13 protein-coding genes are annotated in these 13,397 nt (G+C 58.7%); 1 reads left to right on the top strand and 12 read right to left on the bottom strand.

Annotated elements, in window-relative coordinates:
- Positions 1 to 36 precede the first annotated feature (36 nt).
- Complete coding sequence (locus SJY10_RS04975) at positions 37 to 846, bottom strand: EAL domain-containing protein (RefSeq protein ID WP_386680103.1); 810 nt, start codon at positions 844 to 846, stop codon at positions 37 to 39.
- Positions 847 to 934: 88 nt separating this feature from the next.
- Here SJY10_RS04975 and SJY10_RS04970 point away from each other — a divergent pair, with 88 nt between their 5' ends.
- The gene (locus SJY10_RS04970) at positions 935 to 1,498 is read left to right on the top strand and encodes a DNA-3-methyladenine glycosylase I (RefSeq protein WP_386684511.1); all 564 of its coding nucleotides are present in this window, start codon (positions 935 to 937) and stop codon (positions 1,496 to 1,498) included.
- A 29-nt stretch (positions 1,499 to 1,527) separates the two neighbouring features.
- Here the strand turns inward: SJY10_RS04970 and SJY10_RS04965 are convergent, their stop codons facing one another.
- The 11 genes from SJY10_RS04965 to SJY10_RS04915 all read right to left on the bottom strand — a co-directional run bounded on the left by SJY10_RS04965 (position 1,528) and on the right by SJY10_RS04915 (position 13,385).
- Positions 1,528 to 1,971, bottom strand: coding sequence for a molybdenum cofactor biosynthesis protein MoaE (locus SJY10_RS04965; protein ID WP_386680100.1), 444 nt, complete (start codon positions 1,969 to 1,971; stop codon positions 1,528 to 1,530).
- Entirely contained in the window at positions 1,971 to 2,216 is a 246-nt protein-coding gene (gene moaD, locus SJY10_RS04960; protein ID WP_386680098.1) for a molybdopterin converting factor subunit 1, read from the bottom strand. The genes SJY10_RS04965 and moaD overlap by 1 nt, the downstream gene beginning before the upstream one ends.
- Positions 2,216 to 2,878, bottom strand: coding sequence for a CDP-diacylglycerol--glycerol-3-phosphate 3-phosphatidyltransferase (pgsA, locus tag SJY10_RS04955; RefSeq protein ID WP_386680096.1), 663 nt, complete (start codon positions 2,876 to 2,878; stop codon positions 2,216 to 2,218). The genes moaD and pgsA overlap by 1 nt, the downstream gene beginning before the upstream one ends.
- 141 nt (positions 2,879 to 3,019) lie before the next feature.
- Complete coding sequence (uvrC, locus tag SJY10_RS04950) at positions 3,020 to 4,924, bottom strand: excinuclease ABC subunit UvrC (RefSeq protein WP_386680094.1); 1,905 nt, start codon at positions 4,922 to 4,924, stop codon at positions 3,020 to 3,022.
- 285 nt (positions 4,925 to 5,209) lie between these two features.
- Positions 5,210 to 5,983: an SDR family oxidoreductase gene (locus SJY10_RS04945; protein WP_386680092.1), complete on the bottom strand. Its 774-nt coding sequence runs from the start codon at positions 5,981 to 5,983 to the stop codon at positions 5,210 to 5,212.
- Positions 5,980 to 6,903, bottom strand: coding sequence for a calcium/sodium antiporter (locus tag SJY10_RS04940; protein WP_386680090.1), 924 nt, complete (start codon positions 6,901 to 6,903; stop codon positions 5,980 to 5,982). Before SJY10_RS04940 ends, SJY10_RS04945 begins: the two co-directional genes overlap by 4 nt.
- Positions 6,904 to 7,071: 168 nt before the next feature.
- Positions 7,072 to 7,866, bottom strand: coding sequence for a S49 family peptidase (locus tag SJY10_RS04935; protein ID WP_386680088.1), 795 nt, complete (start codon positions 7,864 to 7,866; stop codon positions 7,072 to 7,074).
- Positions 7,867 to 7,928: 62 nt separating this feature from the next.
- Entirely contained in the window at positions 7,929 to 8,690 is a 762-nt protein-coding gene (locus SJY10_RS04930) for an ABC transporter permease (protein WP_386680086.1), read from the bottom strand.
- Entirely contained in the window at positions 8,687 to 9,613 is a 927-nt protein-coding gene (locus SJY10_RS04925; protein WP_386680084.1) for an ABC transporter ATP-binding protein, read from the bottom strand. The genes SJY10_RS04930 and SJY10_RS04925 overlap by 4 nt, the downstream gene beginning before the upstream one ends.
- Positions 9,614 to 9,754: 141 nt before the next feature.
- A complete protein-coding gene (locus SJY10_RS04920) occupies positions 9,755 to 12,400 on the bottom strand; it encodes a TRAP transporter large permease subunit (RefSeq protein ID WP_386680082.1) in 2,646 nt (881 codons plus the stop codon).
- Positions 12,401 to 12,413: 13 nt separating this feature from the next.
- Positions 12,414 to 13,385 (bottom strand): TRAP transporter small permease subunit, encoded by a 972-nt coding sequence (locus SJY10_RS04915; protein ID WP_386680080.1) that lies wholly within the window; start codon positions 13,383 to 13,385, stop codon positions 12,414 to 12,416.
- Positions 13,386 to 13,397: the final 12 nt, after the last annotated feature.

Here is a 13,397-nt window from a genome sequence, read left to right as displayed (position 1 = left end):
TGTAGGCCGCTAAATTTTCAAGGGCAACGACAAGTATCAGGCAATATCGAACTTCGGTGCACCGATATGATAGCCTTGCAGACAATCAGCGTTGATGCCTTGCAGCCAAGCCGCATCCCGCGCGTTTTCGACGCCTTCGACAATCGCGAACATTTCAAATTGATGCGCGACCGTGACCAATGCTTCGACTAGGACCTGGTTATCAGGGTCATCGGCAATGCCTTTCACAAAGGTCTTGTCCACCTTTACCATGTCGAAAAAGAAATCTTTCAAATGGCGAAATGCGGTCATGCCGCCGCCAAAGCCATCCAGCGCAAAGGCCACACCGCGCGGCTGCATATCTTCCATAAAGCGCATCACCACCTCGTGCAGCATCATGGCAGAGGTTTCGCTAATCTCAAAGATCAGACGGTTTCCCAGCGCCCCGCGTTCCGACAATCCCGCCTCCAGCTTTTGTCGCCAACGCCAATCGCCCAGCGACCTCGCCGATACATTGACGGACAACCGCATTCCCGGGTGTTGCCGCAACATGCGCAGCGCAAGTTCCAGCGTTAGCACGTCAATCCGCCGCCCGATTTCCGTATCCTCGACCAGCGGCATGAAGTTAGCCGCCGGAATGACCCGTCCGGCATCATCCAGCAAACGAATCAACCCCTCGAAAAAGGCAACTTTTTTAGGATCCTGCGCCACAACAACCGGCTGGAACGCCAGTCGCGCCCGCCCCCGGTCCAGCGCATGTGTCACCAGCGCAGGCGTATCCGCGTCCCGACTAGCAAAAGCAAATTGCAGCGGATCTTCGAATTGCTCCTCTGGATCGGGGATAGCATCGCGGCGGGGTTTAAGCATCTGGCGGGTTCCATGCACGGGCCTTGCCACATTGGACGCACGCCCCTAACACCACGTTAAGACCTAGCAGGAAAGTGGCCCCATGACCCTGAAACGTTGCGCTTGGGCCGGGGATGACCCGATCTATCAGGCCTACCACGACACCGAATGGGGCGTGCCGGAATACGACAGCCGCGCCTTGTGGGAAAAACTGGTGCTTGATGGATTTCAGGCCGGCCTGTCATGGATCACAATATTGAAAAAGCGCGACAATTTCCGCGCGGCCTTTGCCAATTTCGACCCCAATATCGTGGCCACATGGGGCGAGGATGACATCACCCGCTTGCTGGCGAACCCCGGTATCATCCGCCATCGGGGCAAGATCGCGGCAACCATTACGAACGCAAAAGCCTGGCAAAAGATTGAGTGCGATCAGGGTTTTGACCGCTTCTTGTGGAATTACGTCGGCGGTGCTCCGCTGCAAACCTACCGCGCGACGATGGCCGACGTGCCCGGCTTTACCCCCCTATCGACGCAGATTTCCAAAGACCTGAAAAAGACAGGGTTCAAGTTCTGCGGGCCGACCATTGTCTATGCCTTCATGCAGGCCTGCGGTCTGGTTAACGATCACATTGTGACCTGCCACCGCCACGCACCCTTGGCAAAACCTTAACGCAACGCCCGTTTTATCGGCGGATAAGGTCAGTCCCAGCGGGTCAGTGCCGCCTCGTCATCATCCTTTGCGGCGACCCAGTCAGCGCCGTCTGCGGTGACTTCTTTCTTCCAGAACGGCGCGCGGGATTTCAGATAATCCATCAGAAAATCCGCCGCGGCAAAGGCATCCGCCCGGTGAGCAGAGGCTGCCGCGACCATCATAATCGGCGCGCCGGGTGCAAGTTGACCAAACCGGTGAATCACCAAGGCATCCGCCAGGCTCCAGCGCGACCGCGCCTCTTGCACAATCGCTGAAATCGCCTTTTCGGTCATGCCAGGATAATGTTCGATCATCATGTGTTGCAAACCGCCGGCGACATCGCGGACAACGCCGGTAAAGCTGACAACAGCGCCCGCACCCTCTGCCCGCGCGGCAAAGTCGTTCAGCTCGGCACCTGCGTCAAAAATGCCCTCTTGCACCCGAACCGGCATCAGCCGCCCGTCATTGGCGGAAAAAATGCAACCTCGCGCACGCCGGCCAAAGGCGCATCGAAATCCGACAATACCTGATCCAAAGCCACCCGAAGGGCAGAGGTATCGGCAAAAGCAGCGGCATACCGCTCCTCACGCGCAACCAGCTCTGCCACCAGATCGTTCACCGTCACCGCCTGCGTCTCGACCCGCTCGCGCGGCAGACCGATGCGCTCGCGCACCCAGGCAAAATACATCACATCCATCAGCTATCCCTAAGATAAGGCAACGCCTTGCGGAAATAATCCCAGCCCGTTGCGAGTGTCAGAACAGCGGCCAGCCACAAACCAACAACGCCAGTGTACCATGTCAGATAGGCGCCCCAGCTTTTCCAGATCAACCCCATCTCGTCCGAAACCTGCCCAGAGAAGATCGCATCAATCATCTCTTCATCCATCCCGATGGATTGCATGACAAAATAATGTTCGAACGCGCCTGCGGCAAACAGAAATGCGATAGCGATCATCTGCGCCGTCGTCTTCCACTTGGCCAGCTGCGTCACCTTCAGCAGCCCCGCCTTGGCACCCAGAAACTCGCGCAGCCCCGAAACAAAAACTTCGCGAAAGATGATGAATGTCGCAGGCAGCAAAATCCAGGCATTCATGCCTGAAAACCCCGTGATCACCAGCAGCGCAATCACCACCATGGCCTTGTCGGCAATCGGGTCCAGCATCGCGCCGAACTTGCTTTCCTGTTTCCAGGCCCGCGCCAGATACCCGTCGACAAAATCAGTCAGGGCGGCCACCACGAACAGAACCAGCGCAAACCAATCGGCCCAGGGCCGCGCAAAGAATAAAAACATGATCGCAACAGCCGGGGCCGCCAGCAACCGCAAGATCGTCAGGATATTGGGCACATTCATTGTCATGACCGCACCTTAGCCAGTGCAATTGGGATAAACCAGACGACGCGTGGTCCCTATGCTTCTTCTGGTCAAAAATATCCCGGGGGTGTGGGGGCAGCGCCCCCATCACGATTTTTCGTCGAAAAATCGGAAGGCCGCTCAGGCTCAACCATTTTCGTGAAAATAGTCATAGATCTTTTGCGCCATGCTCTGGCTAATCCCTGATACGGCCGTCAGGTCCGACAGGTTGGCCCGCGCCACCGCCTTGGCAGAACCGAAATGCGCTAGCAGCGCCCGTTTGCGGGTAGCCCCGACCCCCGGCACGTCATCCAGCGGCGTGGCCCCAATGGCCTTTGCACGCTTCGCCCGGTGCGTGCCGATCGCAAAGCGGTGCACCTCGTCGCGCATCCGCTGGATAAAATACAACACCGGATCATTATGGCGCAACGCCATGACGCTTTTGCCCGTGCGGTGGAATTCTTCCTTGCCCGCATCCCGGTCAATGCCCTTGGCCACGCCAACCATGGGCACGTCGCCCACGCCTAGCGCCTCCATAATCTCGCGCACCGCGCTGACCTGCCCCGCACCGCCGTCGATCAGCAGCAAATCCGGCCATGTGCCCGCCTTGCGATCCGGGTCTTCCTTCAGAAGCCGCTGAAAACGACGTGTCAGCACCTCTTTCATCATGCCAAAGTCATCGCCCGGCGTCAGGTCATCGCCGCGGATGTTAAATTTGCGATATTGGTTCTTTTCGAACCCGTCCGGTCCGACAACCACCATCGCGCCCACGGCAAAGGCACCCTGGATATGGCTGTTGTCATAAACCTCGACCCGCTGGGGCACCTTGGGCAGATCAAACGCCTCTGACACCCCTTTCAGCAAACGGCCCTGCGTTGCGGTCTCGCTCATCTTGCGGGCAAGGCTTTCGCGTGCATTGCGCAGCGCGCCTTGCACCAGCTCGGCCTTTTCGCCGCGCTGGGGGACAATGATATCGACCTTGCGGCCCAACTTTTCGGCCAGCGCGTCCGCCATCAGATCGTCGCTATCAAGGCCGTGGGACAGGATTACCATCTTTGGCGGTTCGCGGTCGGAATAAAACTGGCCGACGAAAGCCTCCATCACCTCGGACGGGTCCTCTTCTCCGCTGATCCGGGGATAATAGTCGTGGTTACCCCAATTCTGGTTAGCTCGGATAAAGAAGACCTGCACACAGGCCTGCCCGCCGTCGATATGCAGACCGATGATATCCGCCTCTTCGACATGCTTGGGGTTGATCCCCTGCGCCGTCTGCACCTGCGTCAGCGCCTTGATCCGGTCGCGCATGGCAGCGGCGCGCTCGAACTCCATCGCCTCTGACGCAGCGGCCATTTCTGCGGCCAGTGTCTGCTGGATACCCTTAGTACGGCCGGACAGAAACGCCTGCGCATCGCGGACAGAGGCTTTATAATCCTCTGCCGACACCAGCCCGCAACACGGGCCGGAACAACGCTTGATCTGGTACTGCAGGCAAGGCCGTGTCCGTGTCTCGAAATCCTGATCGGTGCAGTTGCGCAGCAAAAACACCCGCTGCAGCTGGTTCAGCGTCCGGTTTACTGCGCCCGCACCGGCAAAGGGGCCGTAGTAGTCCCCCTTATCCGTCTTCGCGCCGCGGTGTTTTTTGATCTGGGGCCAGTCATGGCCGGTCGTCACAAGGATATTAGGAAAGGATTTGTCGTCGCGCAGCAACACGTTGTAACGCGGCTTCAGCTGCTTGATCAGGTTCTGCTCCAGCAGCAGCGCCTCTGTCTCGGTCCGCGTGGTCAAGACCATCATCGCCTGCGTTTCGCGGATCATGCGGGCGATGCGGCCGGAATGTTGCCCAGGACGGCTATAGTTACTCACCCGCGCTTTAAGGTTACGGGCCTTGCCGACATACAAAACCCGGCTTTCGCCATCCAGCATCCGGTATACCCCAGGAGAGCTGTCGAGCGTTTTTACGAAGCTGGCGATATAGGCGTATCCAGTCAGCGGGGCAGCGCCCGGTTTCGCATCTGGGCCAGCATCTGGGGTCGTGTCTGGGGCGTCAGTCATGGAAGGTCCGTGATTCTGGGTGGCTGCAATGTTAACGCGGCTGGGACAAGACGAAAGGCATCCACGGAATCTGTGGATAACTGCGGGGACAAAAGCCTGTGAGGTCTAAATTGTCCTTATACTTCGGGGGGTTCATCTGTTTGCTTACTATTTGGGCAATACCAATAAGTCACTGAATTTAAACATTTAAATTATGAACAATTTGTAAACGGGTTGTATCAGCCCTGTGTTTTCGCGAAATGCGGCCTGCGGAATGTCAAGGTGCACAACTTAAACCAGTTCGCATTATTCAACCCCAAGAACGTCCGGAGTCTGCCACGCCAGATGCTGTCCGCCATCCACCGCAATCATCTGGCCGGTCACCGCCTTGGCATCCAAAAGGTAGCCAAGTGCCGCGCAGATGCCATCAGGATCGGCGCCGCGTTGCAACACAGTGGCGGCCCGCTGGCGGCTGAAATGATCAGCCGACTGCCGCGCGCCTTGCAGGGTCGGACCTGGACCAATTCCGTTGACGCGCACCCGCGGAGCCAACCCTTGGGCGGCCGTGCGGGTCAACGCCCAAAGCCCCATTTTCGCAAGGGTATAGGTTGCAAATTCCGGGGTCAGTTTGCGCACGCGCTGATCCAGCATATTGACGATTAGGCCCTGGGCTACCGGCTCTCCTTGTGGATCAATCGCGGGGTCGGGCACCTGCCGGGCAAAGTGCTGGGTCAGCACAAAGGGGGCCCGCAGGTTGGAGTCCATGTGCCGGTCCCAACTGCTGCGCGTCGCCGATGCGATGTTGTCATATTCAAAGATCGACGCGTTGTTGATCAGCACGGTCAGCGGACCCAAACCGTCTACCGCTTGGTCAACCAAGGATTGAGTCTGGTCTTCATCCAGTAGATCGGCTTGCAGCGTTACCGCTTGCCGCCCTTTGGCGCGAATGGCCGCTGCAACCTCTTCTGCGCCGTCTGCAGAAGTGGCGTAATGCACGGCGACATCGTGACCGCGATCCGCCAGATACAGCGCCATAGCCCGGCCAAGCCGCGCCCCTGCCCCGGTGACAAGCGCGGTCATAGCAGTGTCCAGACATAAGCAGCATAGGCACCCGTCAGGCCGACGCCCCAGATGCGGGTTATGTCGCGGCGGAAAAACACCAGCGGGACCATCAGCAGCGCCGCCCCCAGCATGACCCACAGATCAAATGTCAGGAACTGCGTATCCACCGGCACCGGACCCACCAGCGTGGCGACACCCATGATGCCCAGCAGGTTAAACATGTTGGACCCGATGACATTACCCAAGGCGACATCGGCCTGCCGCCGCAGGGCGGCCATAACAGTGGTTGCCAGTTCGGGCAGCGACGTGCCCACAGCGACAAGCGTCAGGCCAATGACGCTGTCTGACAGGCCAAAGTTTTGCGCAATGACCGTGGCCCCGTTAATCAGCAAGTGCGACCCGATAGGCAGGCCAACAAGGCCAAGCCCTAAAAACAGAATGATCTTGACCCAAGACATCGACGGATCGGCACCTTCGACCTCTGCCTCTGTCGGGCTGCGACGGGCGGCCATGACGGCGCTGCCCAGCATCGCAGCAAGGCCCGCAAGCAGGATCAGGCCACTGATCCAGTTCAGCGTGCCAACAAAGCATAGGCCGATAAATAGGACGGAAGCTGCAAGCATTTGCAGATAGCTGGACCGCACATCACACTGCGATGTATGCATCACCGCCAGCAGCGCGGGCACGCCCAGAACCAGCAGCACATTGGCAGTGTTCGATCCTACGACGTTGCCCAGCGCCAGCCCCGGAACCCCGTCCAGAATGGACTGTACAGAAATCAGCAGTTCCGGAGCGGAGGTGCCAAAGGCGACAATCGTCAGCGACACGATCAGCGCGGGCACGCCGAGGCGCAAGGCGAGGTTGACCGCCCCTTTTACAAGTGAATCGCCTGACAAAATCAGCAGGGCAAGGCCCGCTGCAACAAAAAACCATTCCATTCAGGGGTTTCCTTTTTCGCAGGCGCAGGGGCCTTTACCGATGTTGTAGCGCCCGCATTTGGCGCATTTGGCCGCCGCCATTTGCTTGTGACCGGGGAACCGCCATTTTCCAAACAGTCCCAGCACAAAAAAGAAAACAAGGAAAAGCGCGGCGATCTTGATCAGCATTTACAGGCCAAACCGGGCAAAGGCGCTGCGATCCTCGACCGTGCCAATGGCCTCGCCCATCACGCGCGCGCCAAAGCGGGACAGCAGGGACTTTTTCGGGCCAAAGCGGCGGAATTTGACCTTGTCGCCATGCACGGCCTTCATCACCGGGATGAGGTGGCCAATGTCGTCGATCAGGCCCTTGGCCTGTGCCTTTTGGCCGATCCAGACTTCGCCTGAAAAGATGGCGGGATCGTCGTCCAGATGCGCCTCGCGCCGGGATTTGACGTAGGCGATGAAAATCTCGTGCAGGTCGGTTAACCAGCCTTCGAGCTTTTGCACGTCTTCGGCCTTTTGCGGACGGAACGGATCAAGCATGGATTTGCTAGTGCCAGCAGTATGAACGCGGCGTTCAACGCCGTAGCGGTCGATCAATTCGTGAAAGCCGAAGCCTGCGGAAATGACGCCGATCGAGCCGACAAGCGAGCCGACGTCGGCATAAATCTCGTCCGCGGCGCAGGCGAGCCAATAGCCGCCAGAGGCTGCGACGTCTTCGACAAAGGCAATAACGGGAACGTTGGTTTCCTGCGACAGGCGGCGGATGCGTGCGGCAATCAAAGAGGATTGCACAGGGCTGCCCCCGGGGCAGTTGATTTGCAAGGCGACAGCCTTTGGCTTGCCTTTGGTAAATGCCTTTTGCAGCACAGGCGCCAACGAGGCATCATCGAGCCCGCGGCCAGAGGTGCTGATTGCGCCCTGCAGGCGGACGACATTAACGACCGGGTCACGGTTCAGGAACGGAAGTTTGATTTTCATCCTTCCGATCTAGGTCCCCTGCCCGCGCGGGGCAAGGGTTGGCGGTGCCGTTGCCGCCCCGGTTATTGCCGAATGCGCCAGCCAGTGCGGAAGATCCACCAGATTGCCGTCAGGCAGGCCCCCATAAACAGGCTGATTGCCAGCAGCGACAGGCCAACGGGGACGTCTGCGGTGTCAAAGAACGCCCAGCGGAAGCCAGAGATCAGGTACACGACCGGGTTGAACATGGTGATCGTCTGCCAGACAGGAGGCAGCATCGTGACTGAATAGAAAGAACCGCCAAGAAAGACGAGCGGTGTGATGATCAGCAACGGGATCAGCTGGAGTTGTTCGAAATTGCCGGCCCAAATGCCGATGATAAAGCCTAATAGCGAAAAGCTAATGCACGTCATGATCAGAAAGGACAGCATCCAGAACGGATGCGCCACCTGAATATCAACAAAGAAGAAGGCCGTAATAAAGATGATCGTCCCGATGAACAGCGCCTTGGTCGCCGCCGCCCCTACGTAGCCGATAGTGATTTCGATAAAGTTCACCGGGGCAGAGAGGAGTTCGTAGATCGTACCGATAAATTTCGGAAAGTAGATGCCAAAGCTGGCATTGCTGGTCGCCTGCGTCATGACCGACAACATGATCAGGCCAGGGACGATGAATGCGCCATAGCTGACATCCTCGACCGTTTCGATCCGGCTGCCGATGGCGGTGCCGAAGACCACGAAATATAGCGACGTCGACAGCACGGGACTGATCAGCGACTGGGTGATGGTGCGAAAGAATCGCGCCATTTCAAAGCGGTAGATGGATTTGATCGCGGTTAGGTTCATGCGTTGTCCTTTACCAAGCCAACAAAGATGTCTTCGAGGCTGCTTTGCTGGGTTTGCAGGTCGGTCATGGTCAGGCCCGCATTCGCCATGTCGTTCAACAGTGTGCGGATGCCAGTGCGGTCCTTGCGGGTGTCATAGGTATACACAAGGACAGTGCCGTCCTTTTCCAGCGCCAGATCATGATGCGCCAGCGCGGCGGGGATCGTTGCGGCAGGCTGGGCCAGATCGACGCGCAGTTGTTTCTTTCCCATCTGGCTCATCATTTCGGCCTTATCCTGTATCAACAGGATCTGGCCTTTACTGATGACCCCGACGCGGTCGGCGATGGCCTCTGCCTCTTCGATATAATGCGTTGTTAGGATGATCGTGACGCCTTGGCGTTTCAGGTCGGCGACGACGTTCCACATATCCTTGCGCAATTCCACGTCAACGCCGGCGGTAGGTTCGTCAAGGAACAGCACGCGCGGCTCGTGCGCCAGTGCCTTGGCGATCAGCACGCGGCGCTTCATCCCGCCAGACAGTTCTTTGATCTTGGCGGTTGCCTTATCGTCCAGCGACAGGGATTTCAGGATCTCGGCGACGCGGGCGTCATCGCGCGGCTTGCCGAACAGGCCGCGGGAAAAGCGGACGGTGTTCTGCACCGTCTCGAACGGCTCTAGGTTGATTTCCTGCGGGACAAGGCCGATCAGGCTGCGCGCGGCGCGGTAGTCATGGACGGTGTCAAAGCCGCCGACGGTGATGATGCCAGAGGTCGGCACGGTAATGCCGCAAATCGTGGAGATCAGCGTGGTTTTGCCCGCACCGTTCGGCCCAAGCAAAGCAAGGATTTCCCCCTCTGCAATCTGCAGATTGATCCCCTTCAGCGCCTCGAATCCGGTGTCGTAGGATTTGCGCAGGTTCGTGACGGACACGATGGCAGTCATATGGCACCCCTGATCTGTGTTCGCGCAGAACATAGCCCGCACAACTCACTGGCGATAGGTGCATGAGCGCACAGGCGAGGCGCGATTGCGATGCAAAAAGGCCGGGAACGGGTCCCGGCCTTTTCCAAGCGTTTGATCGCCTTAGAAGTTCAGCGAAATATCGCGGTGATGCGCCGAACATTCCGCAACCCGCAATGCCTGCGCCCGTGGCAGACGCGGTTGCTGGCGCAGGCCGATGGTGTCGCTGATGGCAGCATCATAGGCTTCTATCCCCGGCAGCAGCTCTGTTGCAGCGCGGGTGCGCCATTCCATTTCCGATGCAAAAAGCTCTTGCGCCTCTACGATGTATTCCATCGCCCGCTCTGGATCGGGGGACCGGTCATCGATTTCCTTGCGGGCATCGGCCAGCAGACCGCGAATTTCGCGGCCGCCATCAATGCCGCCGAACATGGATTCGACTTCTTTGAAACGCGCATCCGCTGTGTCGCGGTCCATCGTCGCGGCATCTGCCGCCAGCGCATCAATTGGCGCGCCAAGCGGTGCCAGCGCTTCTGTGCTGGCGATGACAGCTTTTAATTCCAACACGGGGGCATAGGCCTGATCAACGGTGCGGCGATAGATGTTGCGCGCTGTTTCGTTCTGCTTGTTGATCGCATTATAGGTGGCCTGCGTCTCTTCCCAGGTTGCGGGAATTTGTGCCTGCAGGGCGTCTACTTCGGCCTGCAGTTCGTCAGCCCGGGCGGTCTGCCCTTCGCTATCGCCAAAGCCGCGCGAGGCCCGAAGCCGCAGATCATCGATTTCCTTGGTGCGGATTAGCATGTCACGCTGCAGGGCGCGCACGATCTTATGCTCTGGCCGGTAATCTACGGCACCGGCAATCTGCAAATCCCGCGTCGTTTCGATTTCCAGCACAAGGCCCGGCACGGTTTGCGCCTTTTCCAGCCCTTCGACCCAGTCGTCCTGCAAGTCTTCGGGCAGATAGGACACATCCAGCCCGCCAGCGGCGGTGATGGCTGCGGCGATTTGATCGCCCCGTGTGTCAAAGGTTTCGGTCACATATTCCTCGATGCAGTATTGCAGCGCGGGGTTGACGGGGGGCGGTGCGGTGTCAGCCGTCAGCGATGTCCGTGCCGGCAGATAGTTCACCAGCGGCGGGTTGAAGGCCACAATCACAAGGGCTGCGATTTGCAGACCGATAAAGGCGATGACCCCCTTGTAGATCTGGATCGTCTTGACCGCCGCCGGTGCGACCCCGCGCAGATAGAACAGCGCAAAGCCGAACGGCGGTGTCAGGAACGATGTTTGCAGGTTCAAACCGATCATCACGCCCAGCCAGACGGCGGAAACGTTTGCCTCTGGGTCGGCCAGCAGGATCGGGGCAACGATTGGCACCACGACCACGGCAATTTCGATGAAGTCCAGAAAGAAGCCAAGAACAAAGATCACTGCCATGACGATCATGAACTTGGTCCAGAAACCGCCCGGCAACCCTTCAAGGAAGTGCTTCACCAGTTCCTCGCCGCCAAAGGCGCGGAAGGCGGCAGTCAGCATGGCGGCCCCCAGCAGGATGATGAACACCAAGGACGTCGTCTTGGCGGTTTCCACCATGACGCCGGTCAGCGCATCCTCGTTATAGAAGGCGCGCACACCGGACCAGATGATCGACAGCATAATCAGTCCCACGCCGATGGCGGCAATGGTGACACCCACCTTGTCGGATGCGGTCTGAATATTTAGCACATTGGTGTTGTAGTTGGACACGGTCCAGGCGACGACGACCAGACCCACGGCGCCGATGATTGCGGGGATAAAGCGACCACCGCGCCCTTCGGGATGCAGGCGGTAGCCCGCCATGATCAGGGCACCAGCAGCACCGATAGCACCCGCTTGGTTCACCGTGGCGATACCCGCGATGATGGACCCCAGAACCAGCAGGATCAGGGCCAGCGGCGGCACCATGGCCAAAAGCACATTGCCAAGGAATGCCGCGTCATACTTGCCTTCGTAAGGAACAGCCGGTGCCATTTTCGGGCGAAAGATCGCAATCGCCAGAACGTAAAGGATATAGATACCCACCAGCAGCAGGCCCGGCACCAAAGCACCCAAAAACATGTCACCGGCAGAGGTCGAAACGATGGCAAATTCCGACGGCATCGAAATTTCGCCTGTGGCGACTTTGTAAAGTTCCTGACGCGATGTACCGGCCTGATCGACAGCAGAGGCAAGCTGGTCCGCCAGAATGATCAGCACGATCGACGGCGGAATGATTTGCCCCAAGGTGCCTGAGGCGGCGATCACACCGGACGACAGCGAATTAGAATAGCCATTTCGCATCATGGCAGGCAGGGAAATCATGCCCATCGCCACCACGGTCGCGCCGACGATACCGGTCGTTGCGGCCAGCAGTGCGCCAACGACGATGACCGAAATGCCAAGGCCGCCGGGGATCGGGCCAAACAGCTGGGCCATGTTGACCAGCAGATCCTCTGCGATCTTGGACCGCTGCAGCATGATGCCCATAAAGATGAACAGCGGGATGGCGATCAGGGTATCGCGTTCCGGTTCCCAATAGACCCCGCGCAGGTTGGTGACGCCGGCAGACAGCCACTGCGACGGGCCGCCGTTGGCGAAATAAGCAGATGTTGAACCTTCAAGAAGGTAGCCAGCAGCTGCCGCCAGACCGACCGTAATAATGGCAGAACCCGGAAGGGCAAAGGCCACGGGATAACCAGAGCCAAGCGCCCCTGCCATGATGACAAGCAGCATGAGTAGAAAGAAAAGTTCCATGTCGTGTCCCCGATTACATCATGTCGGCGTGCGACTCGCGCGCGCCTGGTTCGCCGCGCTTGTCGGCGATGGCTTCCAGAAACTGGGCCACGAATTGAATCATCATCGTAATGGCGAAAACCGCCAGAAAGCCGGCCATCATGTATTTGACATACATGCCAAAGCCCGACTGCGTCGTCTCGAACACCAGGATCGGGCCAACAATGATAGAAGATGATGTGCCGAATCCTAGGATCAGGATCGTCCAGCACAGGGCCATACCCAGCACGACAGACCCGGCGGCGTTCACCCGACCCTTGGTTTCACGTCGCATGGAGGCGTAAAGTAGGTCGACACGCACATGGCCCTCTTCCAGCAGCGTGTAGGCCGACGCGAACAGGAACAGCGCACCATACCAGAAGCGGACAAGGTCGGCCATAAAAGCCTGCTCGTAGGAAAAGACGAAGCGGGACAAAACGATCAGCAGCTCTGCGCCGACCACAAGCAGGGACAGCCAGATAAAGCCAAGGCCCCGCGTCACCGCCGCCAGCACAATTCCCACCAGCATCAGGGGGACGTGGAAATAAACGCCGCGAAAATCGGCGCGGCCCAGATTGGATGACAGATCGCTGCCGACGATGCCGTCCAGCATGTTCTGCACGCGCAAGAAGGACAGGATTGCATCACCCATCCCGACCAGCAAAACGACAAAGAACGCGGCCCGCACGAGAAAGCGGTTAAACGCGCTGATCCGCGCCGCATCCACCCGCAACGTCGTATCCGGTGAACGCAGGACGTATCCAACGGCAAGGGCCGCAGCGACCAGCAGGATTGCAACCTGCACAAGCCCAAGACCGGACATTTGCCCGGACAGGGTCGCAGTCACGCCGGGAAAGCCGAACCAGAATTGCAGAACAACGTTGATCATATAGGCCGCCAGGACGGCAAGAACCATCCAGCCAAATCCCCGCGCCAATAACGCGCGCGACGCGAATTGCGTTTCCATCCCGTTCCCCCC

The sequence above is a fragment of the Loktanella sp. R86503 genome, from assembly GCF_042466455.1.
In the GTDB taxonomy this organism is placed as follows: domain Bacteria; phylum Pseudomonadota; class Alphaproteobacteria; order Rhodobacterales; family Rhodobacteraceae; genus Loktanella.
The sequence above is the reverse complement of the archived record's forward strand: the minus strand, read 5'-3'. Positions and strand labels throughout refer to the sequence as shown.